This window comes from Methyloterricola oryzae (genome assembly GCF_000934725.1).
GTDB classification, from domain to species: Bacteria; Pseudomonadota; Gammaproteobacteria; order Methylococcales; family Methylococcaceae; genus Methyloterricola; species Methyloterricola oryzae.
Genome location: NZ_JYNS01000012.1, coordinates 118,383 through 140,241, shown reverse-complemented (window position 1 = coordinate 140,241; position 21,859 = coordinate 118,383). Strand labels below are relative to the sequence as shown.

At 58.8% G+C, this 21,859-nt stretch carries 17 protein-coding genes; 6 read left to right on the top strand and 11 right to left on the bottom strand.

What is annotated here, in order from left to right; genetic code table 11:
* Positions 1 to 14: 14 nt before the first annotated feature.
* From EK23_RS15620 to EK23_RS15600, 5 genes are all read right to left on the bottom strand, one after another.
* Positions 15 to 515, bottom strand: a complete 501-nt coding sequence (locus EK23_RS15620; RefSeq protein ID WP_045226295.1) for a TlpA family protein disulfide reductase — start codon at positions 513 to 515, stop codon at positions 15 to 17.
* A gap of 341 nt (positions 516 to 856) precedes the next feature.
* Positions 857 to 2,200, bottom strand: coding sequence for a cytochrome C (locus EK23_RS15615; RefSeq protein ID WP_235282124.1), 1,344 nt, complete (start codon positions 2,198 to 2,200; stop codon positions 857 to 859).
* Between the two features lie 135 nt (positions 2,201 to 2,335).
* Entirely contained in the window at positions 2,336 to 2,536 is a 201-nt protein-coding gene (locus tag EK23_RS15610; RefSeq protein WP_045226293.1) for a hypothetical protein, read from the bottom strand.
* A gap of 312 nt (positions 2,537 to 2,848) precedes the next feature.
* The gene (locus EK23_RS15605; protein WP_235282122.1) at positions 2,849 to 3,307 is read right to left on the bottom strand and encodes a hypothetical protein; all 459 of its coding nucleotides are present in this window, start codon (positions 3,305 to 3,307) and stop codon (positions 2,849 to 2,851) included.
* A 5-nt stretch (positions 3,308 to 3,312) separates the two neighbouring features.
* A complete protein-coding gene (locus EK23_RS15600; protein ID WP_235282120.1) occupies positions 3,313 to 4,329 on the bottom strand; it encodes a hypothetical protein in 1,017 nt (338 codons plus the stop codon).
* Between the two features lie 110 nt (positions 4,330 to 4,439).
* Here EK23_RS15600 and EK23_RS15595 point away from each other — a divergent pair, with 110 nt between their 5' ends.
* From EK23_RS15595 to EK23_RS15575, 5 genes are all read left to right on the top strand, one after another.
* Complete coding sequence (locus EK23_RS15595; protein WP_045226292.1) at positions 4,440 to 6,251, top strand: sensor histidine kinase; 1,812 nt, start codon at positions 4,440 to 4,442, stop codon at positions 6,249 to 6,251.
* A 50-nt stretch (positions 6,252 to 6,301) separates the two neighbouring features.
* Entirely contained in the window at positions 6,302 to 7,666 is a 1,365-nt protein-coding gene (locus tag EK23_RS15590; RefSeq protein ID WP_045226291.1) for a sigma-54-dependent transcriptional regulator, read from the top strand.
* A 214-nt stretch (positions 7,667 to 7,880) separates the two neighbouring features.
* Positions 7,881 to 9,155: an efflux RND transporter periplasmic adaptor subunit gene (locus EK23_RS15585; RefSeq protein WP_235282113.1), complete on the top strand. Its 1,275-nt coding sequence runs from the start codon at positions 7,881 to 7,883 to the stop codon at positions 9,153 to 9,155.
* Positions 9,156 to 9,162: 7 nt separating this feature from the next.
* On the top strand, positions 9,163 to 12,267 hold the full coding sequence (locus EK23_RS15580; RefSeq protein ID WP_045226290.1) for an efflux RND transporter permease subunit: 3,105 nt from the start codon (positions 9,163 to 9,165) through the stop codon (positions 12,265 to 12,267).
* A 137-nt stretch (positions 12,268 to 12,404) separates the two neighbouring features.
* The gene (locus EK23_RS15575) at positions 12,405 to 13,574 is read left to right on the top strand and encodes a TolC family protein (protein WP_327037062.1); all 1,170 of its coding nucleotides are present in this window, start codon (positions 12,405 to 12,407) and stop codon (positions 13,572 to 13,574) included.
* A 505-nt stretch (positions 13,575 to 14,079) separates the two neighbouring features.
* Here the strand turns inward: EK23_RS15575 and EK23_RS15570 are convergent.
* The 5 genes from EK23_RS15570 to amoA form a co-directional block, all read right to left on the bottom strand.
* A complete protein-coding gene (locus tag EK23_RS15570; protein WP_145998695.1) occupies positions 14,080 to 14,562 on the bottom strand; it encodes a hypothetical protein in 483 nt (160 codons plus the stop codon).
* Positions 14,563 to 15,083: 521 nt separating this feature from the next.
* Positions 15,084 to 16,331 (bottom strand): MFS transporter, encoded by a 1,248-nt coding sequence (locus EK23_RS15565; protein WP_045226288.1) that lies wholly within the window; start codon positions 16,329 to 16,331, stop codon positions 15,084 to 15,086.
* 103 nt (positions 16,332 to 16,434) lie between these two features.
* The gene (amoC, locus tag EK23_RS15560; RefSeq protein WP_045226287.1) at positions 16,435 to 17,214 is read right to left on the bottom strand and encodes a bacterial ammonia monooxygenase, subunit AmoC; all 780 of its coding nucleotides are present in this window, start codon (positions 17,212 to 17,214) and stop codon (positions 16,435 to 16,437) included.
* A gap of 55 nt (positions 17,215 to 17,269) precedes the next feature.
* Positions 17,270 to 18,502 (bottom strand): bacterial ammonia monooxygenase, subunit AmoB, encoded by a 1,233-nt coding sequence (amoB, locus tag EK23_RS15555; RefSeq protein WP_045226286.1) that lies wholly within the window; start codon positions 18,500 to 18,502, stop codon positions 17,270 to 17,272.
* Between the two features lie 15 nt (positions 18,503 to 18,517).
* Entirely contained in the window at positions 18,518 to 19,270 is a 753-nt protein-coding gene (gene amoA, locus EK23_RS15550; protein ID WP_045226285.1) for a bacterial ammonia monooxygenase, subunit AmoA, read from the bottom strand.
* A gap of 253 nt (positions 19,271 to 19,523) precedes the next feature.
* Here amoA and EK23_RS15545 point away from each other — a divergent pair, with 253 nt between their 5' ends.
* A complete protein-coding gene (locus tag EK23_RS15545; RefSeq protein WP_045226284.1) occupies positions 19,524 to 20,459 on the top strand; it encodes a LysR family transcriptional regulator in 936 nt (311 codons plus the stop codon).
* Positions 20,460 to 20,461: 2 nt separating this feature from the next.
* Here the strand turns inward: EK23_RS15545 and EK23_RS15540 are convergent, their stop codons facing one another.
* Positions 20,462 to 21,559 carry an L-dopachrome tautomerase-related protein gene (locus tag EK23_RS15540; RefSeq protein ID WP_097990988.1) on the bottom strand — a complete coding sequence of 366 codons (1,098 nt, stop codon included), beginning with the start codon at positions 21,557 to 21,559 and terminating at the stop codon, positions 20,462 to 20,464.
* Between the last annotated feature and the right edge of the window lie 300 nt (positions 21,560 to 21,859).

Here is a 21,859-nt window from a genome sequence, read left to right as displayed (position 1 = left end):
AAGTTGCGCAAGCGTCAGCCTTCGGCCAGCAACTTCTCAATGCTTTGCCTGATCTTCGGTCCTTCGTCCTTGTGGAACCCCAGCTGGATATGCCGGATATTGCCTTTGCGGTCGATCAGATAGGACGAAGGCATAATTTCGACGCCAAATCGCCCCGGGCAAGCGCCCGCGCCGTCGGACATCACATCGATCTGAACCGGATGCTTGCTCAGGAAGGATTCCGCGTCTTGACGGTTGTCGTCGAGATTCACTGCCAGTACCTGCAAGCCCTTCGGCCCCAACTGTTTCTGGAGTTCGTCCAGGAAGGGCATGGACTGGGCGCAGGGACCGCACCAGGACGCCCAGAAATCGAGGAGCACCACCTTGCCGCGGTATCGGGAGAGTTCCGTCGCCTTTGCGCCCTTGAAGGTTTCTAGTTCGCATGCTGGAGCGGCGGTACCGGCATCCATCGCATGAGGCCGGGCGGGCGTGCCCAAGAAGGCTAGGGCGAGCAGACTCAACGTAAAATTATTCATGGTGACCTCGCGGGCAGTTTGATGCGATTCATAGATTGTTGGGCGAGCGCTGTATTAGCGATTCGCAATATGTGGGCCAACCGCTTAATTTGGGTCAGAAGGCCGAAATTCTGCACTTCGAGCCGCATACGCTTGGCTTTGCGGGCGCATTCACGAATGCATCGGCGCAAAGTGGCTGACAAAAATTGCGTGTTCATACGTTTCTTGCAGTGGGTGCACTCGGAGTCGAAGCCATTGCCGCCTGGCTGTCGCAAGGCGGCTCGGCGCGAGTGCGCCACGGCGGCAATCTCCGAAGCCCCCCGGTCATTCCTTGAATCGGGGCGACAGCAGCCGGGCTATCCTCAGAACGACAGCCAGCCATTCAGCAGCAGTGTGTTGTTGTCCTCGGCGTGTTTCGAGATGCCGTTGAACTGGGTATACGCCACGTACTGCAGCCCGACACGCAGGTTCAGCCAGGGCGCGAGATAGGAACTGGACTTCCCGAAAGGCACATAGGAGACATCTACCGTGAAGTAATTGCTGTCCGGCCTGCCGTTCAGGGAGTAACCGGCATCGGTGTTGTAGATATCCATGTTCCGGTTGCCGCTGATGCGGTTGTAGCCGAAAGTCAGGTTGTAGGTTTGCAGGAAGGTGTAGGCCGCATTGATCTTGTAGGTATTGAGTTGGTTGGCGGTAAACGCGGTTCCGCCCAGGGCGCGTGTTGCATACAGTTCCTGGCTCTCGCGGATGTAGGTCGTCTTCACTTCGAAGATGTGATCCAGATTGCCCAGAAACTGGTAGGTGGCGTCCAGTGCGAGATCGGTATAGCGATCGGTTCCGGCGCTCTTGTCGCCGCCGGGGAAGACGTTGGCGCGGAAGCCGTAGTGGCCGATGGCGAAATAGTGACCATCCCAGTCATGCTGCAGGGCGACGCGCCAATAGGGCGCACCGCCGTCGATCTGGTTCTGGTCGGGCGCCCAGGCCCCCATCGCCTGCTGGAAATTCTTGGCGAAGGTCGTGTATGCGCCGGCCTCGGCGTACAAGGTCCGGTCGATCATGCTGTAGAGGGTTGCGCCGCCCACCTGCGTGGCGCCCAAGCCGCCGTCGATCAAGGCCGCGGCGCCCGGCGCTGGGGCCAGGGGTGAGCCGTTGTACGGGAAGCCCCAGGTGGGGGTCGTGTTCCACAAGTCCTGGACCGTCGGCAGATTGTTGAGTGACACGCCGTAGACGAAGTCATGGGCGTTCCACGCGAAGTTGTCGGCAAAGCGCAGGTCCGTGTTGTCCAGCGCCAAGCGGTCGGCGACGCCATCGTAGGTCAACTGGCTGAATGCACCGAAGTTCTCCCAGATCTTCCCAGCATAAAACAGCGAGGCCTGATCGAAGGTGAAGTTGTTGTTGGCGTTGAAGCCGTTATTGGGTGGCAGGTCGGAGACATTCTGACCTTTCTGGGTATTGGTGAAGGAGCCCATGACCATGCCACTGACTGGCGGCAGCTTGTTCTCACCCAGGGTGTAGCCATTCAATTTGAAATCCCGCCCAAACGGTGTCAGGTTTGGACCGAATGAGGTTGTATGACACATGCTGCATGAGGCCCCGGTTTGCCGCGAAAAGCTCGGAACGGCCTGAGCCGGAAGTGAGGTCAGGGCGGAAAGGGCAATCAGTAGGCCCAGGCAGGCCCAGCGGCACAAGGGGGTGCTGTTCATCATCAATGATCTCCGCTTTCTATCTATAAAGCTTCATGGGTTGCAGGCCATGACTTGCCCGCACTTTGGGAATGGGCGTGCCGTCCGCGTTTTAGGGGCGAGTCATCACGGCGCATTGAAATCCGGGCGTTGCCGGGGTTAGAAGATCTGCGGATGACCGACCGACATCGAACCGGAGGAACCCCTCGAAGGACGCTTGCGTTCAGCATTGAGTACCGTGCGAGAGCGGCGGATCGCCGCCTGTTTCCGAGCCAGGAGCAGGCAGAAGCTGATCGAGAAGGCGAGGGTGGCGGTTAGCCAGGCTGTCAGGAGTACTTCGACCCAGGTGATCTGAATCATCACGTATAGTCCTCATCGGTTGTTGGCGGACGAAATCTCGGAACAAGTGCGGTACGCGTTCTGTGCCCGTTTCCCAAGTTTCAGGCGTAGCAGCTTGCGGCTTAGCCGGTTAAGGGCTTCGGCGTGCGTCTTGGTGAGAGATTCTCGGTATGACCCTTATCAGAATGCGTGCCAGTGACCCACGGTGCTGATTTATTGCAAGAAAATGGTGCGCTGGGGAAGACTGGCGGCCGACCATTCTTGCGGGCCTGCAGCAAATGACTGCAATATTGGTATGGCGAGGCCGGCAGGTGCGGCCAATCGCAGCTTGTGTCAGCGGGCTTTGCTTGGCAGCGGTTGTGATACGTGGGCGAGAATCTTGACGCGGTTGTCGGCGCGGGAGGCGTGGACATAGCCGATGGCGCCCGCTGTGGCAGAGACGAAGCGCAGCACGGCCTCCTCCGATGCCAGCACTTCAGGCGGGGTGATGCCGTGGAAGTATTCGATGTTCCAGTATTCCTCCATTTCCTCCGGCATGGCGCCGAAAAGGGCCTGGGAAAACGCTCGCCGCGCCGGGTCGGCCGGCGGCAGGTTCACGGGAATCCAGCGGTTGCCGTTTCCGTCCAGCAAGCTCTTGCGATTGAAGATGAGGCGGATGGCGCCCGGTGAAAGCCGGTCCACCGGGCTTTGCGCCGCGATGACCACGGCCAGGTCGTCACTTGCGGCCGACGAAATCAGCGGCGGGCAAGTCAACAGCGCGAATGCCAAACTGAGGCAAGTCAGTCCGCGCATGCCGGTCAGAACAACACCGCAATCGAACCGTACAGGCCGTCCGGCGCGGCCGATTCGTTATGCGTGCCCAAGCGGTACTCGACCTTCCAGACTAGGGGGGGAATCGGGCGAAACGCCAGCCCGAAAACCCCAACCTGTCCGGCGGCCTCCGAGATCTGCTGGAAATACTCGTAACGACCTATGGCGTAAAAATGGCTCGGCAGGGGCGCCAGGGCCTGCACGAAGCCCTGTGTCAGTTCGTTGCCGCCGCCGCTGCGGTGCACCCACTCCGTGCTGACTTCGAACTGCCGGTACGACCAGGTGGCTTCAAGGCCGGCAAGATTGAAACGCCCCACCGGTTCCTCGTGCAGTTCGTAGTTGGCATACGAAATGCCTACCTCGAGGTTCTCGGCCAAGGAATAAAGCAGATGGGCCCCGAAGGCATTTTCGAAGGGATTTTCGGATTTGTACGGATCGAGGGAGTCACTCAGCGTGGTGTACGCGGCATATTCCAGCCGCCGTTCGCCGACGGGCAGACCGCCATGGAGCATCAGGCCCGTGGCGTTGCGGGAGAACAATTGGTAGCTGGCGATCGGCCGCGTGGTAGTCCAGACCAGCGGCGCAGCGTGAATCAGGTTCCAGCGGCCGATGGGCGTCAGAAACTTGCCGAAGCGGACCGAAAGGGCGTCGGTGAAGATGTGGTCGATGTAGAGCCGTTCGAGTTCGAATCGGGCGTTGCCGGTCGTGAGATCCTGATGTTCGCTCGCGCTCAGGGGGTTCGCCACCTCGGTTTCGGAGAAAAAGCGCCAGTTGCCCCTTTCCCAGGTGGTGAATAAGCTCAGGTCGCGGATGTCGAAATTCCAGGGACCGGAACGTGGCGCTGCGATCACCGCATTGGCGTAGCCGCCGAGCCGGATGCCCGTCTCCCCCAACGGCAAGCCACGGCCCAATTGGTAAGCAAAGGACTCCGCGCGCGCGGGCTGTCCCAAGGCCACCAGCAGGGTGACTGCGAGCACCGCCGCAAGGTGAGGGCTTTTGGACATTCCTTGTTGAGAGGGGGCTTCAGTCGGGATGGGGAAAAATGCCTGCAACCGGATCATGGCTCGCGGGATGATACAGTAAATCTGAACATGGATTTCCGATCGTTGATTCAATGACCATCCGCCGGTTGCTGCTTGTCGCGTTCATCGCCCTGACTTTTCTGGCTTCTGCCTTGCTGGCCGGGCTCTCGTTCTTTGCCGCGCGCAAGGCCCTGGCGTCGGAAATCGAGCGTAACCTCAGCAAGGATGCGGCCATGCTCATGGAGCAGGTGGACGAATTGCTGTTCGAGCGCTTGCAGAACATCCATTCCTGGAGCCATCTGGATATCATGCAGGAGGCCCGCGTCGGTGATGTGGACAAGCGTTTGGCGCGTTTTCTGTCGGAGATCCGGCTCGGGTACGGCGCCATGTATAAGGAGCTTTTCTATACCGATCGCAGCGGCCGGATCCTCGCTTCCACCGATCCCGCAGCCATCGGCCGGCACTTCGAAGCCCAGCCCGTCTGGGCGGAAACCACCGTGCCGGGCGGCGAGGTGTTCCTGGAGTCGCTGCAACTGGAGCCGCCCTACACCTCGGCGACCTTGATGATACGTGCGCCGGTCCACGACCTGTATGGCGGTGACAATATCGGCCAGTTGTACGGCGCGTTCGATTTTGTAGAGGTGTTCCGGCAATTCGACCAGACCGAATCCAGCACGGGGGGCGAGCGGCGAGTGGCATTGCTCGATCGTCAGGGTCGATTGATCGCCGCTTCCAGGTCGCTACGCAGGCCTGATCTTCTCATGAGCGATGCTTTCGCCTCATGGAATGGCGGGGCTGTTGGCATCATCGAACGGCCGGGCGCTCCCGCCTTCTCGGGCACGGTTTTGGCCGGGCAATCGAGTTCTGCGGGGTATCAGGGCTATCCAGGCCTCGGCTGGTCTTTGTTGGTCATGCAGCCTGTGGAGCAGGCTTTCCGGCCGATCCGTAATCTACTGGGATTGTTCTTCTTCGCCTTCCTAGCCACGGCCCTGGTTGCCAGCGTCGCCGCTCACGGAATCGCGGGCCGTATCGCGCGCCCTTTGGTGGGCTTGACCACTTGGGTCCGTGGCTTTATGCGGACCGAGTCCAAGGTCGAGCCTGTCGTTGCCGGCGCGCGCGAAGTTCGTGAACTGGGCGCGGCCTTCCAGCAGATGATGGCAAGCCTGGAGCATTCCCGCCGGCAAGTGATCGATGCCGCGAAACTCGCCGTGGTGGGCGAAATGGCAGCCATCATGGCGCATGAGGTGCGAACGCCCCTGGGCATTCTTCACACCTCCGCGCAGATGCTGCGCCGGGAGGAGGGCTTGAGTCCAGAAGGCCAGGACATGACTCGCATCGTGCTGGAGGAATCATCGCGCCTGGGCAGGCTCATCACGACCTTGCTGGAGTGCGCCCGCCCGCGCGCGCCGAACATGCGCGAGAGCAATGTGCACGGCATTCTCGAGCGCGCGGCCGAATTGCTGGCGGTGCAGGCGCGCAAGAAGGACATACGCCTGGAGTGGCGCCTGGAAGCGGCAAATCCCTCGATTGCCTGTGACGCGGAACTGCTAATGCAGGTCTTCTTGAACCTGATGCTGAACGCGGTGCAGATCTTGCATGCCGGAAGCACGCTTCTGCTTGCCACTGCGTCCGACAAGGACGGCCTTACGGTCGACGTGGAGGATAACGGCCCTGGGATTCTCCTGGAAAATCGCGGGCGGGTATTCGACCCCTTTTACACCACGCGGGAAGGCGGCATTGGGCTGGGCCTGACGGTTTCGCGGCAGATCGCGGCCGCGCACGGCGGCGACATCGAAGTGGGAGCCTCACGGCTGGGAGGCGCTTGTTTTCGCGTCCGCCTGCCTCGTACGCAGGCTCCGCGCTTGCCAGGCTCGGGGGGCGCAATAGCCTCGGGGCAAGACTGAAGTGACGCGAATTCAAGGTTTGAACCGGTCGGACACAGCGAGACATTGACATGATGCGATCCCGCGTATTGGTGGTTGACGACGAGCCCAACGGTCGGCGGATGCTGGAAATCCTGTTGCTCAAGATGGGCTGCGAAGTGGCACTGGCCAACGATGGCAAGGCGGCCTTGGCCGTACTGGAGGACTTGGAAATTGATTTAGTCGTCACCGACCAGAACATGCCCGAGTTGGACGGCCTTGGCTTGCTGGCCGCACTGCGCGGTAAAGGCAACAATGTGCCGGTGATCCTGGTCACCGCCTACGGCACCGTTGAAAGCGCCGTCGCCGCCATGAAGCAGGGTGCGTTTGACTATCTCATTCGGCCATTCGAACTGGAGAATGTGGAACTGACGCTCAGGCGCGCCCTCGACCGCCAGCGGATCGTGCGGGAAAACCTGTTCTTGCGCGACGAGATGGAACGTGGCTGGCAGGAATTCATTGGCCAGAGTGGCGTCATGCGCACGGTCTATGACTTGATCCGCCAAGTGGCCCAGAGCAAGGCGAGCGTCCTGATTCAGGGGGAGACCGGCACCGGCAAGGAATTGGTGGCGCGCGCCATACACCGCAATTCGGGGCGTCGTGGCTTGTTTGTGTCCATCAACTGCGCGGCAATTCCCGCCGACATCCTGGAGAGCGAACTTTTCGGCTTCGTGCGCGGTGCCTTTACCGGCGCTCACAAGGACCGCGTGGGCAAATTCGAACTGGCCGACGGTGGGACCTTGTTCCTCGACGAAATCACGGAAATGAGTGCGGCGCTTCAGGCCAAGTTGCTGCGCGTGCTGCAGGAAAACCGGGTCGACCGCTTGGGCAGCAACCACCCGGTGGAAATCGACCTGCGCGTGGTTGCCGCCACCAACCGTGATCCACGGGAGGCGGTGCAGCAAGGCAGCCTGCGGGAAGATTTGTATTTCCGCCTCAATGTGTTCGGCATCGAACTGCCGCCGCTACGCGAGCGCGCGGAGGACATACCGCTGCTTTCACAGTATTTCCTCGGAAAGTATTGCGAAGATCTGGGTTGCCGCACGGGCAAGTTGAATCCATCGACTCTGCAGGCCCTCGCAGCGTATGCCTGGCCAGGAAATGTGCGGGAGCTGCAGAATATGATGGAGCGGGCCGCTGTCCTAAGCCGCGGCGCGGAGGTGACGACCGCGCACCTGCCGCGCGAAATTGTCCAGAACGATGCTCCCCGAGGCGCGGCACTCGCCGTTGCGGCGGAAGATGACCTGGACCTCGAAAAGCACGTAAGCGCCCTGGAGAAGCGCCTTATAAGAACCGCGTTGGAACAAGCCGAAGACAATAAGGCCAAGGCCGCCAGGCTGCTGAAAATCAGCGAGCGCACCCTCTGGTACAAGTTAAAAAAGTACTTTCGGGATTGAAAGCGGTTTTTTTATGCGGTTCTGCATGTTGCCCATTCTCAAGTTGAGCACACTTTTCTGGCGCGAGGGTATCGAAGAGAACTTGACCACTGTGAATTGCGGTAGAATTGCGCTCCCCAATCTCGTTCACCTTAGGCGGCGTCACAGGTTTCTGGCTTTCCTTTGAAAGGACTATCGATGCGTCTAACTAACATGATGCATAATCCCAGTCGATTTGGTCGAGAAGCCTTTCAGGGGTTTAGTGATAGCAACCTCATGCGCTCAGGTCCGGCTTCATCTGCGTTTGCGATTGAAACAAAAGCTCTTTTTTCTGATTATTGACAAGCCGACGTTGATGCCCTTGGTTGTTTTGCTGTCATTTTTAGTCGCCTTACTGCTTGGGGCTTGCAATCAGTCATTTCCCGAAGCCAATCCCGAAGCTCGTCCATCCCAGCAGGATGGAACACCGCAAGCACATCCAGCCACGGGCCTTGCAGACAAGACAGTCCGTCGGAATGTGGTGACGATTCGCCCCGAATCCTTGCCCTATATTACGGTCAAGGAAATCAAGCCGCAGGCCACCGCTGGAGTCATTTCTGCGCCGGCCCGCGTCGAATTCCGTGCCAAAGCGATTTCCACGGCGGGTACCATGGTTGCCGGTCGCGTGACCAAGATACATGTCCAGGTGGGAGATCGCATCAAGGCGGGGGCACCGCTCGCGACCCTAGTGAGCGGCGAGGCGGCGCAAATGCGCTCGGATTTTCAGCGGGCAAGCGCTGAATTGTCTCGCGCCGAGGACAATCTGCGGCGTCAGGCGGAGATGCAGCGTTCAGGCGTTGGGCTCGAAGTCGAGTACGTAGCCGCACAAACCCAATTGAAGGAGGCGCGGGCAGACTTCGAGCGAAGCCGCGACTTTCTGAATCTGCTTGGGGATGGCCTGGCGGGGGAAGTGACCGTGCATGCTCCGATGGATGCCATGATACTCAAGGCGCATGCCTCGGTTGGGTCCACCGTCGTGCCTGGGTCACCTCTATTTGACTTGGGTGAGCCCTCTGCGGCTTGGATCGTCGCCGACGTCTTCGAAACGGATCTCCGGTTGGTTGAAATGGGCGCCGAGGTGGTCATCGAACTGGCTTCACTGCCAGAACCGATAACCGGTCATGTCGTCGGTGAAAGCGCGGCCATACAAACCGAATTACGCAGGGCATCTGTCTTCATCGACCCGGATGATTCAAAGCTTGCACTGCGTCCCGGCATGTATGCCCGCGTCGCCATAAGGGCTTCAGCGCCCAGCCAGATCGTGCTTCCCGTGGAAGCCATTCTGATCAAGGACGGTCGGGAAACCATCGTCTACGTGGAAACTTCCCATGGCCAATTCGAAGCACGCCAGGTTCAGGTCGGCCAAACCCGAGAAGGCCTGACACCGGTTTTGAAAGGCCTAGCCGGGGGCGAGCGCGTCGTGGTTCGTGGCGCGCTGCTACTGGATGGCGAAGCAGCCCTGATGCTGTAGAACTCCCGTGCTTAGAATTCTTATCGAGACCTGCGTACACCGGCGCGCTGCCGCCATCATGCTGACCGCCGTACTCGCTCTGATCGGTATCCATGCGTATCTGGAAACCCCCATCGAAGCATATCCGGATGTCACCAACACTCAGGTCACCGTCATCAGCCTAATGCCCGGTTACGCCCCCGAGGAAGTCGAACGTCAGGTGACGGTGCCTCTGGAGCGCGCATTGAACGGGACGCCGGGCATGTTGCAGATGCGCAGCCAAAGCCTGTTCGGCCTATCCCTTATCACTATCACCTTCCAGGATGGCGTCGACAGTTTTGTGTCACGCACGCTGATTACCGAGCGCATGTCCGGCGCCGACCTGCCCGACGGCGTCAAGCCGGTGCTGGCGCCCGATTACACCCCGCTGGGCGAGATCTATAAGTTCGTGGTCGTTAGCGACCGTCACTCGCTCTACGAACTACGCTCGGAAATGGAATGGAATGTCTCGCGAGTCTTGCGGCAGGTGCAGGGTGTCGCCGATGTGCTGACCTTCGGCGGCTATTACAAGGAGATTCACGTCGAGATCGACCCGGTTCGCCTGGAATCCTTCGGCCTGACGTTGGAAGAAGTCAACCAGGCCATCGTCAGTTCCAATCGCAACGTGGGCGCTGGATTTCTCAGGCACGGCGATCAGCAGATGGTGGTGCGCAGCGTCGGCTTCATCGGATCTCCCGAGGAGGTCAAAAAGATCGTTCTAAAGAGCGAAGGCGGAACGCCCGTGACCGTGGGCGATGTTGCCCGCCTGGTACAGGCCTATACGCCGCGCCAGGGAACGGTCGGGATTGATGAACAACGGGAGGCTGTCGAGGGCATTGTCCTGCTGCGGCGCGGCCAGAATCCGTCGCGGGTTCTGGAGGCCGTACATGAAAAAGTGGCGGAATTGAACGCCAAGATCCTGCCCGCGGGCATGAAGCTGGTGCCCTTCCTGGACCGTACCGAGTTGGTCCACAACACCTTGCATACCGTCTACGACAACCTGATTCACGGCTTTGTCCTGGTGGTCGCCGTGGTCTGGCTCTTTCTGCGTAGCGTCCGGGGGTCCTTGATTGTGGCGGTGGTCATTCCGCTTTCGCTGCTGGTGGCCTTCACCGGGCTTTATCAGTTGGGGCTGCCGGCCAATCTGATTTCCATGGGGGCCATTGACTTTGGCATCATCCTGGATGGGGCGGTCGTGCTGGTGGAAAGCGTGATCCATCAGGCGACCCACGAGAATCCGCAAAACCGGCGCGAAATGCTGCATCTGATCATCGGGGCGGCCTTCGACGTGGCCAAGCCCACCTTTTTTGCGATGCTCATCATCATCGCGGCGTTGATCCCTGTATTTACCCTGGAGCGGGTTGAAGGCCGGATTTTTCGGCCGCTGGCACTCACTTACAGCTTCGCCCTCATGGGCGGGCTGGTCTTTGCATTGACCCTGGTGCCGGCCCTTTGTGCGGCGCTGATCCATCCGAAGCACGCGGTGATTGCCGAGCCCGGGTTTTTGGTCAGGTTACGAGTGATTTATGCCCGTCTGTTGAAGCGCGTGCTGGCGCGCCCGGCCCTTACCTTGGCTGCGGCATTTGTGTTGCTATTGTGCGGGGGCATTGCGGCGGGCAGGCTGGGGACGGAATTCCTCCCGGAACTGGACGAGGGTGATGTGCATGTGTTCGTCGAAATGCCGGCGAGCATCGCCCTTGCCAAAGGTCAGGATGTCCTCCTGGACATGCGCAGGCACTTGCTTAAATTTCCCGAAGTCAAAGGCATACTGAGTCAGCAAGGCCGCTCCGAAGATGGCACTGACAACGAAGGCGTCAACATGAGCGAAACCTTCGTGCATCTCAAGCCTCGCGACCAGTGGCGCGAAGGCTGGAGCAAGGAACGCCTGGTGGATACGATGCGGGAAGAACTCCTCGATATCCCGGGCGTTCGCTTCAATTTCTCTCAGCCCATCCGCGACAACGTGGAAGAAGCCGTCAGCGGCGTTCGGGGCAAAGTGGTGCTCAAAATTTACGGCTCGGATCTGGAGAAAATGCGCTCCACGCTGGAAACTGCAAAAGACTTGTTGAAAAACATCCCCGGCGTGGTAGACCTCGATTTGTACCGCGAATCAGTCGTGCCGCAATTGCAGATCAAGCTGGATCGCTCTGCGCTCGCGCGAGAGGGGCTTACCATCGATGCGGCGCAAGACACCATCGAAACCGGACTTGCCGGGGAAGTCGTCACGGAAATGTGGTTGGGGGAAAGGCCGGTGCCGGTCCGCGTCATATTGCCGGAGACCGAGCGCAGTGATACCGAGCAGATTGCCAACCTGATGCTGCCCACACCCGGCGGCGCAAGGATACCACTGCGCGAGGTGGCGAGCCTGAGCACCGAGCGGGGTAGAACGTCCATAGAGCGCGAGGCAAATCGCCGCTTTTTGGCGCTCAAATTCAATGTGGAGGAGCGCGACCTGGGTTCCGTCGTGCATGACGCGATGGCGGTGGTTGAAGAAAAGCTCAAGGTCCCCGAGGATCATTTCCTGGTCTGGGGCGGCGAATTCGAGAATCAGAACAGAGCCATGAAGCGGCTCGGTGTGATCGTTCCGGTGGCAGTCCTGATCGTTCTCGGGCTGCTCTATGGGGCCCTGCAGTCGGCCCGAAGCGCGCTTGCCATTCTGTTGTCGACGCCCTTTGCCCTCACCGGAGGATTATTTCTTCTCCTGCTCACGGGCATTCCGATTTCGGTGAGCGCCGCCATTGGCTTCATCGCGCTGTTGGGTCAGGTTTCCTTGATGGGGCTTCTGGTATTGAGCGCCACCGAGCAGCGCAGGAACTATGACATTCCCTTGCTCGATTCCATCGTGAACGGCGCGACGGAACGCCTTAGGCCCGTGCTCATGGCCTCCCTGCTGGCCTTGCTGGGCTTGCTGCCCATGGCTGTGTCCCGTGGAATCGGTAGCGAGACCCAGCAGCCCTTTGCCGTTGTCATCGTCGGCGGCATGTTCACCACCTTTCTGGTTGCGATGTTCGTTCTCCCGGTGATCTATTACTACCTCACGCCCAGCAGGCTGATGACACCCGAAGAATTCGATGACTCGTTGGACAAGCCATGACCTATCGCTGGTTCATTTGGCGTCGATGGCTCCTGAATACGCTGATCGGCGGTTTCCTGATCGCTTATTATACGTGGCCGACCGTCAGTCTCGCCGCTCCTCAGGAAGCCCTCCCGAAAACCGTCACCATCGGGGAATTGTTGAGCATCGTCCGGGACAAGAGCCCTCGGTACGCGGCGATGCGCCAGCGCCTGGAGAGGAGCCGGGCGGATGTGGTGGCGGCCGGAGTCCTGCCCAATCCGAGGGTCAGTTACGGACGCTATGACCTGATCAGCCGGAACAACACGATGTATGAGGGCAACGTCCAGCAGGAAGTGACCCTGGAAGTTCCCTTGCTCATCGCCGGGCAGCGTGGCGCCCGGGTCGCGGCCGCCGAAAAGCAGGTCGAAGCCACCGAAGCGGGCATCGAAAGCGAATTCGCGGACCTGATCCAGCAGGTCTGGCGCCTGTTTCTCGAGATGCTGGTGGAGCAACGCCGCATTTCGGTCCTGGAGCAAAGTAATGCCGATATGCAGCATCTGTCCGCGGTGGTTGAAGGCCGGGCGCAGGCGGGGACCGCGAGCCAATATGACGTGCTCAGGGCGACTATCGAAACTAAGGGACTGCAGAGCCGCCTTGAAACGGTACGCAACGATCTGGCTTCAACAGTAGGCGAACTGGGAGCCATGTTGGGTTTGCCGGATTGGAAGCCAATTCCGACCGGTGACCTTTCGCCGCTAGGGATTCCGGCTGACGCAAAAAAGCTTTGGAAAGAAGCGGAACAGGCCAATCCTGACCTGGAAAGCGCGCGGCGCAATGAACTGGCGGCCGATGCCAATCTGGAGCGCGCGCGCCGGGAGCGTTGGCCGGTGCCTTCGGTACTGGTTGGGTCCGCCTTCACCGACAAGCCTTACGGCAACACGACATTCGCCGGTTTCTCGGTTGAGCTACCCCTGTTCGATCGTGGCCAGGGCGGAATGGCCAAAGCCGCCGCGGAAAAGCAGTCGGCCATTCTCGATCGGCAGTATGCCACCGCAAGAACCCGCGGTGCGCTTGAGCGGGCTGTCGATCAGCTGAAGCTCAGACGGGAGTCTCGCGTCCAGTTTGAACAAAGTGTCATGGCCAAATTGCCCGCTCTCAAGGCAATGGGCGAGGCCAGCTATCGCTTGGGAAAGGGAACCTTACTCGAACTTTTGGATGCTTCACGCTCGCGCACCGATACCCAACTCACCTATGTCGAGCTGGTTCAAGCCGAGACTGAGGCCGAGCTTGATGTTTTGCGCACTTCTGGGTTACTTTTAAAAACCATCGACGTTAAGGCCCCATGATCACTGTTTATTAAGTAATCTTTGGGTCGCGTTGGTCGATTGGGTCGAGGCGCGCGTGAACAAGGGTTCCAACAGGTTTGATGGCCGTTCCGCCTCACTATCTGTGCCCGTGTATTAATATTGACCAAGTCTGTGCGGATAGCGTTGATCATGGATACAAATCAAGCATTCCTGGGAAATCGCGGCTTACAACAAAAAATTGCCCCGAGAAATGCCAACTGCGCGTCGTGGTCAAACCATGACGCACGTTAACAGCCCTTTTTGTCGAGGCCTACTGATCTTGGTTTTTTTGTTAGTTTAAGGCACAGAATGGTTGCCTCGCCAGCAAGCGCACATCAGCTTTGTGTTCTTCAGTTCAACCCGTCCCGCTTGCCTCCAGTGTGAGCATCATCTGTCGCGCCCGTTCGGCCGACTCCTGGTCCCCAAGGCTTATAATACGCTCGAGGTAGATGCGGGCGCCGGCGCTGTCACCATGCCGGATTGCCAAGAGGGCGGCTGCCTGATATCAGGCTGCTTTTTCCGTCGTGGAGTATGTCTCTCCCTTCGACTCAATGCGCTGCTGCAGGCGATCTCTGGCCCGATAGGCTCGGCGCTTGGCGCCAAACACCTCGGCCGCCGTATCCGTGTAAATTTCCGCGAGTGCAACAGACAGGTTGTCGCCGGCTTGATGCCCGGCGCGTTCGAGCTCGGTCATACCACTCCAAAGCAGCATCATCTTGTCGCTGCTGAGCAGCCAAGGCCCTCTGCGTTCCGCCAGTTTACAGCGGTTAGCGGCGTGCCAGGCTTTTGATTCTACGTTATTGGGCTGTTCGCCGACCAGCGAATCTAGAATGTCACCGGCGTCATCTATGCGGTTATGCTGAAAATAGAGGCGCGCAAGCTCGAGACGGCTGCTAAAGTTCGCCTTGCCTTGTAACTCGGAAAGATGCTGCTGCTCTCGGGGAAGCCAGGGAATCTCCGGAAAGGGGCGCGAGCAGCCAGTCAACACGCTAGCAAGCGCGAATAGGCATTAATTTGATTTTATCATAGCGACCCGAATACGAATCAGAGCGTGAGGGTAAGGGTGACCTGATTGTAAAGCGAATAGCCACCGCGTGTCTGAGTGTGTTGAAAAACTCCGCTCCCCAAGATTGCGGATTTGGAACAGCGTTTCTTCGCGAAATCTACAAATCTTTGCTGATCAATCAGCGATAGTTTTCACGTTCGAGTCGATGTTTTCGTCGTTTCTTGTCCTGGGACGCTGCACATCGTCATTCAATGGGTCGAGATTCATCCGCCCCTGGCAATTTGAAGACCTGGCGGGCATTTCGCGACTGGCAACCCGTTTTGGCAAGAGAGGGTGCCTACGTAGCGCTGTTGCCCAGCGCGATTCAGACTTCAGCAGCCGATAGGCTTCACCCGCGCCAACCCCTCCGGACAGGACATGGAGGCACTCGTCTGACTGTGCGAACCGACGTTTAACGTCGACAGAGCCTAACTTAACGTCTGACCAACGGCATAATTTTTCTCCTAGGCTCGAACCAAGCTCAAAGATTTCCTGGGAATCCCCCAAACCAATCCGGTGGCGATTATTGCGAAGGCCCCCGCAGCCATAAAAACCGGCGAGTAATTCCCCATCCAGGTGTGAATGAAGCTTGCTCCGTAAGCCGCGATTGCTGCGCCTACCTGATGTGCGCAGAAGATCCATCCGAACACGACACCGACGTTTTGTTTGCCGAAAAAATCCGCGGTCAGTGCCGAAGTCGCCGGGACTGTGGACAGCCAGTTCAACCCGTAGAACACTGAAAACGCCATGAGCATTTCCGACTGCTCGATGAAAGGCAGAAGGAGCAATGAGGCGCCGCGCAGCAGGTAATAAATCGCCAGTGGCCCGCGCTTTCCGAATCGGTCGCAAATCCAGCCGGATCCGATCGTGCCAATGATGTCGGCGGCCCCCATCATTCCCAGCGAAGCCGCCATTGTCATTTCGGAGAAGCCGTGTTCCAGTCCATGGGGGATCAGGTGCGTTTGCAGCAGGCCGGAGGTGGTCAATCCGCAAATGCCGAAGCTCGACGCCAGGAGCCAGAATTCGCGCGTGCGCAACGCATGTTTCATCGGATGACGATCCGGTTTTGGCAGTTTCTCCGCACTTGGTTCGTCACCCAGCGGCCCGAGTCCCAGGCTCGCAGGGGTGTCCCGCATCAACAGCAAGATAAGGGGTAAGGCCACGACGCCGGTCATCAGGGCAACGAACAAGGTCGTCGACCGCCATCCATAGGTCATATCCAGGTGCATCAGGATGGGCGTAAAGATCAGCTGCCCGGCGGACATCGCCGCACCCAGAATGCCCAGTGCCAGGCCGCGCCTGGCGATGAACCAGCGGCTTACCACCGCCGAGCCCATGACCATGGAGCACCCTGCGGAACCTGCGCCCATGATGACGCCCCAACACAGTGTCATCTGCCAGGTGGCGTGCATGAACAAGGTCGCCAAGGCGCCCAGGCTGGTGAGTCCGGCCGTTGTCAGCATCACCACCCTCGGGCCGTAGAGGTCCATCCACCGACCGAGAAAAGGGCCGGCCAGACCGAACAGCAACAGATTGACTGACACCGCGAAGGTGATGGATTCCCGTGACCAACCGAACTCCCGTTCCAGAGAAGGGATGATGATGCCCGGAACAGAGCGCAAGCCAGCCGTCGCCAACAAAGTCACGAAAGTAACCGCGAGAACGATCCAGGCGTAATGCACAGCGCGTGGGGATGATTTACCGTTGCCCATTAAGTTGTTTCATAAAGTGGAGTTACCGGAAGCGGCCTGAGGTTCTCCAACCGGCCGCGTTGTTATGGGCCGGATGGAGAACAGGCGTTCAAGGGCGCGGGCGCTAGGGAACGTCTTCGATTTGATCCAGCAATTCGACCAGACGGATCACTTGTTGCAGCAAAATGCCACCGACACCGAGCGCAAACCAGACGCCGATGACGAAGCCCCAATGGATCGGTGCGGCGAAAAACTCCTCGCGAAACCAGAAGGTATGTCCCCACTCATTGAATCCCACGCTGACCAGAATCATGAAAGGACCGATGACCGCCAGAGTCAGTGGCAGGGAGATGCCCTTGGCGTAAAGCGGCAGGCGGGTTCTGGCGTAGATCCAGGCCGATCCCCCCAGCAAGACGTAGAGGGGGAAGTTGAAGTAGAACTCGATGATGTGGTTGGCGGTGAACGGCGTGTCGCGGATGGAGACCTGGTGCCAGGAATTATCCTGCTCGGCGAAATAGCTCCCCGCCCAGTAAACGGCGAAGGTGTAAATGCTGATCCACATGGTCAGCGTGAAGTACCTCCGGATTTCCTCCTTGGGTGTCATGGCATCCATATTTTGGTCGCGGGTAAACCAGAGATAGCCCCAAAGCCCCGGGAAGACCAGGGCCAGCACGCCCAGTTCGATATGGAACAGGCGCATCCAATGGGTCGCGAAGGCCGGCTCCGTCGAATCCAACCCCGCCAGGACGCCATAAGCGCCCTGATATAGCCTGAGGCCGACATACATCACCGCAAGGCCGGCAAAGGTGGCTAAGTATTTATGTAAATCCCGGTTGTACCATGGTAGCGAGGTTTTTTGCTGCCCCCTGGGGATGGGCAGAATTTCTGGTGATGTAACGGCCATGATGTTCTCCTCGTAGTAGTTTCGGTTGTTGGTTGTCCAGTTCGGTCACTTGAATTCAGTTGAACTGCGGAATGACGGCGGTGGCCACGCTCGCCGCGTAGCGCTTGCCCGTTGCGTCGTAAAGGAACAGCAAACCGCCCAGACGGCTGTCGGCATCGCGGAATAAACCGTCCAACTGTTCCGTCTCCCACAGGGCGTCTGCGGCTTCGATCTGTACGGTGCGGGTTTCCCCGGGCTGGATAGGCTCAGGGGAGTCCACCTTCAAACCCGTCTGCGCGACCAGGGGATCGCCATGATCCTGGTATGCCATTCCGACCGTGGAGTTGATGAACCGCAAATTGCCGCTGGCAAACTCGCCCACCCGGACGGGTTGGTCGGAGAGGTTGTGGATTTGCGCCGTCATGACCATCGCCCGTCCCGGCACGTGGTATTCGCTCCGTTTCACCTTGACCTGGATCAGGCCGTTGTTGACCTCCGGAGTCAAAGGCTCGATCTGATCGAGGGCGGCCTGCAGCGGAATGGCATTCGGATACTGGCTGTCCGTCACGGCATACGCGCCGAAGACGAACAGCGGCACGACGACCAGTATGGCTTTGGCGATGGTCTTGTCCAGGGACGTGATCAAGGCGCTTTCATCGCCTGCCTGGAGCATCTTGTAGCGGGGAATGAACAGCGGCCGTCTGACCCACCACAGCAGCCAGGTGGCGCCGAGCACCATCCAGAACACGTGCCAGGAAACCGCGTTGGCAAAGCCGTAGGATTCCATGTCGACCACATCACCACTGAGGGTCTTGACCGGGTTGCTGAATGCGGCCGGATCGCCGCTGATTTCGAGCCAGTGGCCAGGTCCCATGACCGAGCCTGCGTCATGCAGGTTGAAGAATGGGTGGATGTGGAAACGCCCCGGCAGCCTGGCCTTGAGAACGATCTTGAAGTCGTAGTCGCCGCCCAGTTTCAATGCGGTTGAACTGACCCAGGGCTGGCCGTTCAAATAGCGTTCCGTGCGGATGAAAACGGGGCCCGGCGTCGACACATTGAGATAGGTGGCATCCGGTTTTGGCACACTGCGTGGCCAGTCCTCGGCAACGTGGAATTTCCCGGTGATGACCACTTCATCGTTGATCTTGAGTTGTTCTTGCGACCAGCGTACGTCGTACCATTGAATGGTGCGCATGCGGATGAAAGGCTCCAGCGCCTTTTCGCCATGGGCGTAGACGCTGCTTTGAGAGGCCAACAGGCAGGTCACTGCCCACAGGGTGACGGCAATCAGCTTTTTGATCTTCAGCATGACGGGATTCTCCACTCAGATCTTTTTTACGAAGCGGACCGTGGCGAACCACTGCCCCAGGTACCACCAGAGGGGATACATCAGCGTGCACAACAGGGCCGAACAGAAGGCCGAGAGTGGCGTTGCGTATTGGCCATAGGTTCTGAGGGTCCCGCGTTCGATCAAGCGCAGGTATTCCGGCATGCCGGCGCGGATGTACTGAAAACCGAAGACGTCGGCGAGGGTTAATTGGGCATTGCCGTATTCCACCGGCACATGGAACATGGCGAAGATGGGCCAGTTACTGGGATAGAACAGCAATGCGAAGGCCATTCCTCCGAAGATGCTGGTTATGGTCAGGCTGTTGCTCAGCATCAGGATGACGTCGAGAACCAGCGCACTGGGCAACAAGGTCGCTGGCAGCACCGAGTTGATGGGGAAATAGTTCCAAAAGTGGTAGGCGAACACCCGAGTGATCCAGGTGCCGATCAACAGGCAAACGACACACAAGGTGGCTCCGAGGGGCAGGCGGAAATTCGTCCATAAGACCGACTGAACGGCAGCCGGGAAAGTAATCGCCATCAACGGGGTGACCAAAGGCCACCACTGACGATCCTTCCAGTCCAGCCAGAAATCCCAGTCACCCACGGTCAGTGCGACGTGCAGATGAAAGGAGCCGATAAACAGGAAGATGGCCAATACCAGGATGAGATAGTCATAGGCGCGGGCAAGCCTGGCTTTCTCACCGGCATAGGGTTGAGGTGGAATATCGAGTATGTGAGTCGCCATGGTGCATCCTCTCTACGATTCAAGTTGATAGTGGGCCGTACCGCTCACTGCATCACCTGGCTACGTTGAGGGAGGCCTGGTATCCAGCCTGTGAGCGATACGATGGCGACAAACTACGCGTTGCATCACACCGTGTGAAATGACGAGTTTTCATGGCCGTATGAATAAAAATCACGGGCCTCGCGGTTGTGACGGACAGGCAAGGCTCAATACGATGGCGCGAAAAGACTGCTGTAACTTTGGAGACTGAGTGATGGAATTACGCCAGTTCGACTTGAATCTGCTGGTAGCTTTCGATTGGCTGATGCAGGAGCAAAGCGTATCCCGCGCGGCGGAACGCATGTTTGTAACGCAATCAGCCATGAGCCATACGCTGCAACGGCTTCGTCAGCAACTGGACGATCCCTTGCTGGTGAAGACGCCGTCCGGCATGAAACCCACCGAACGGGCATTGGCGCTCATCGAGCCGGTCCGGGCTGTTCTGCGTGAGGTTGAATTCCTGATCCGACAACCGGAGGTGTTCGACCCCGCTAGGAGTCAACGCCGCTTTGTCATGGCGGCGACGGACTATATGGATTTCCTGCTCATCCCGCCCTTGATCGAACGCATTGCCAGGGAAGCGCCCGGCATCGATATCCACGTCAAACGAACGGATCTGCCATTTCCGGAGAAGGAGCTGGAAGCCGGTGAGTTGGATATCGTGGTCGGATTCGAGGCGATATTGAAACCGGCTGCTTATCTGAATGGCCGGAAATTGTTTGAAGATCGGATGACCTGTTTACTCCGTCAGGAACACCCCAGCATTCAGGGCGATACCGTGTCACTGGAGGACTATGTCGGCCTGAAGCACATGCTGATATCGCGAACCGGAACCCGGACCGGGGTGATCGACGATTGGCTGGCCGAACGTGGGTTGGAGCGGCGCATCGCGCTGATCGTGCCCCACTTTCTCTCCGCACCGTTCATCGTGGCCAACACCGACATGCTGTTGTCCTTGCCGTTGAGAATCGCCGAGCAGTTCGTCCGTTTGGCGCCGTTGCGGGTGGTGCCGGTACCCATCGAACTGCCCAGCTATGATCTGGTGATGATCTGGCATCCGTTACGCGAGAGTGACCCGGCGCACCGCTGGTTGCGGGAACAGATCTGGGACGTCTGCCAAGATCTGAACCAACAAACGAACTCGACCTGACCTTATCGCCCTGGCAGGCCCGGAGCCAGGGCTTTGACCTGGATCAGAAAATAGGGCGGCCTGGAGAGCGGCTCCCCACCATTGAGCGTCGCGGATTGATGCAGGCGATTCACCACGCCGTAGAGTTTGCCTTCGGGGCCGAAGCTGAATGAGTCCACCCAGGACAGATTGGGGCACTGGCTGAGCCGCTGATAGCTTCGATCCGGCTTGATCACGCCAATGGCGTTTTCTGCCAACTCGCCCAGGTAGATGTTGTCGTCCCGATCGATGCTGATGCCGTCCGAAATGGGTTTGGCGCTATAGCGTTCCACGCGCTGGGCCAGCGTCTTTGAATCCAGGCTATCGTCAGCCAAGTCAGCCGCCTTGATGCGATACAGACTCAGGCCGTGCATGGGGCCGAAATAGACCCATTCGTTCTTCAGGTCTTCCGTGATGGGGTTCACCCCGATATGGGGCCGTACCAGATGGCCGGCGGCGCCTTTGACCTGAACGGGGTGGCCGTCGATGATCAGATCGACATTTTCCGGTACCACGCCGACATGCCCCTCCAGGACACGCCGGGCGGCGCCGGTTTCCAGATTGACCACGATGAGCGCCGCGTTGCCGCCTCCTGCCGGGTCACTGATGAAAATCCGCTTACGTCCGCCGTCGATCGCAAAGTCATTGACGAAGGCGTCCTTGGGCGCGACCGGCGGCGGCAGATAGATGACGCGGTGAAGCTTGTCGTTCTTGGTGTCCCAGCCAACGAGCTTTGGCGTGATGCCACTGCGCATGCCGTTGTCCAGCATCCAGACGATGCCCTGGTTGTCCGTCCGAATACCCAGAACGGAATCCAGTGTCAGATCCGCATGTCCGCTTCGGTCGTTCAGGGCCTTATTGGGAAAAGGTACGACCGAGTCGTTCCCCTGGAATTCGACCACCGAATACTGCGGATCGTAGAACTGATGCTGACTCATGATTATTCGCCCGGAGTCGGTCGCAGTGACATTTCCCGGGCCTTGCATCAGCTTGGCAACAATGTCGTAGTTTCCGCTTTCTGCGGCCATGGCGTTGCCAGCCAAGGCGGCTAGTAAGATCAATCCAACTATACGTTTCGTCATGAGAGTTTCCGATCAGGCGAGTGAATTTTTTCAAGCTAACGGTAACCTCACGAGAAGCTCCGCGTTAAATGACTTCTTTTCATGCCGGCATCAACGCAGTTCATGAACCAGCACTCGATTGATCGACGATCCGAAAGGCAGGGTAGATCGGCTTTCACCGCTTCGGTCTCCATAGACATGCACGACGCTGCTGTGTGAATCGAACAAACCCGACTTCAGACGACTTGAGCGGTGGCTGGTCGGTCAAGCGCTGGCGGGGTCCTGATTGCTTAAACAGGGCCTGCGAAGCTCGATACGGCG

Bases quoted from the DNA above. Each gene is read 5' to 3' on its own strand.
- EK23_RS15620 (WP_045226295.1), bottom strand. From the start codon at position 515: ATGAATAATTTTACGTTGAGTCTGCTCGCCCTAGCCTTCTTGGGCACG.
- EK23_RS15615 (WP_235282124.1), bottom strand. From the start codon at position 2,200: ATGATGAACAGCACCCCCTTGTGCCGCTGGGCCTGCCTGGGCCTACTG.
- EK23_RS15610 (WP_045226293.1), bottom strand. From the start codon at position 2,536: ATGATTCAGATCACCTGGGTCGAAGTACTCCTGACAGCCTGGCTAACC.
- EK23_RS15605 (WP_235282122.1), bottom strand. From the start codon at position 3,307: ATGCGCGGACTGACTTGCCTCAGTTTGGCATTCGCGCTGTTGACTTGC.
- EK23_RS15600 (WP_235282120.1), bottom strand. From the start codon at position 4,329: ATGTCCAAAAGCCCTCACCTTGCGGCGGTGCTCGCAGTCACCCTGCTG.
- EK23_RS15595 (WP_045226292.1), top strand. From the start codon at position 4,440: ATGACCATCCGCCGGTTGCTGCTTGTCGCGTTCATCGCCCTGACTTTT.
- EK23_RS15590 (WP_045226291.1), top strand. From the start codon at position 6,302: ATGATGCGATCCCGCGTATTGGTGGTTGACGACGAGCCCAACGGTCGG.
- EK23_RS15565 (WP_045226288.1), bottom strand. From the start codon at position 16,331: ATGGGCAACGGTAAATCATCCCCACGCGCTGTGCATTACGCCTGGATC.
- amoC (WP_045226287.1), bottom strand. From the start codon at position 17,214: ATGGCCGTTACATCACCAGAAATTCTGCCCATCCCCAGGGGGCAGCAA.
- amoB (WP_045226286.1), bottom strand. From the start codon at position 18,502: ATGCTGAAGATCAAAAAGCTGATTGCCGTCACCCTGTGGGCAGTGACC.
- amoA (WP_045226285.1), bottom strand. From the start codon at position 19,270: ATGGCGACTCACATACTCGATATTCCACCTCAACCCTATGCCGGTGAG.
- EK23_RS15545 (WP_045226284.1), top strand. From the start codon at position 19,524: ATGGAATTACGCCAGTTCGACTTGAATCTGCTGGTAGCTTTCGATTGG.
- EK23_RS15540 (WP_097990988.1), bottom strand. From the start codon at position 21,559: ATGACGAAACGTATAGTTGGATTGATCTTACTAGCCGCCTTGGCTGGC.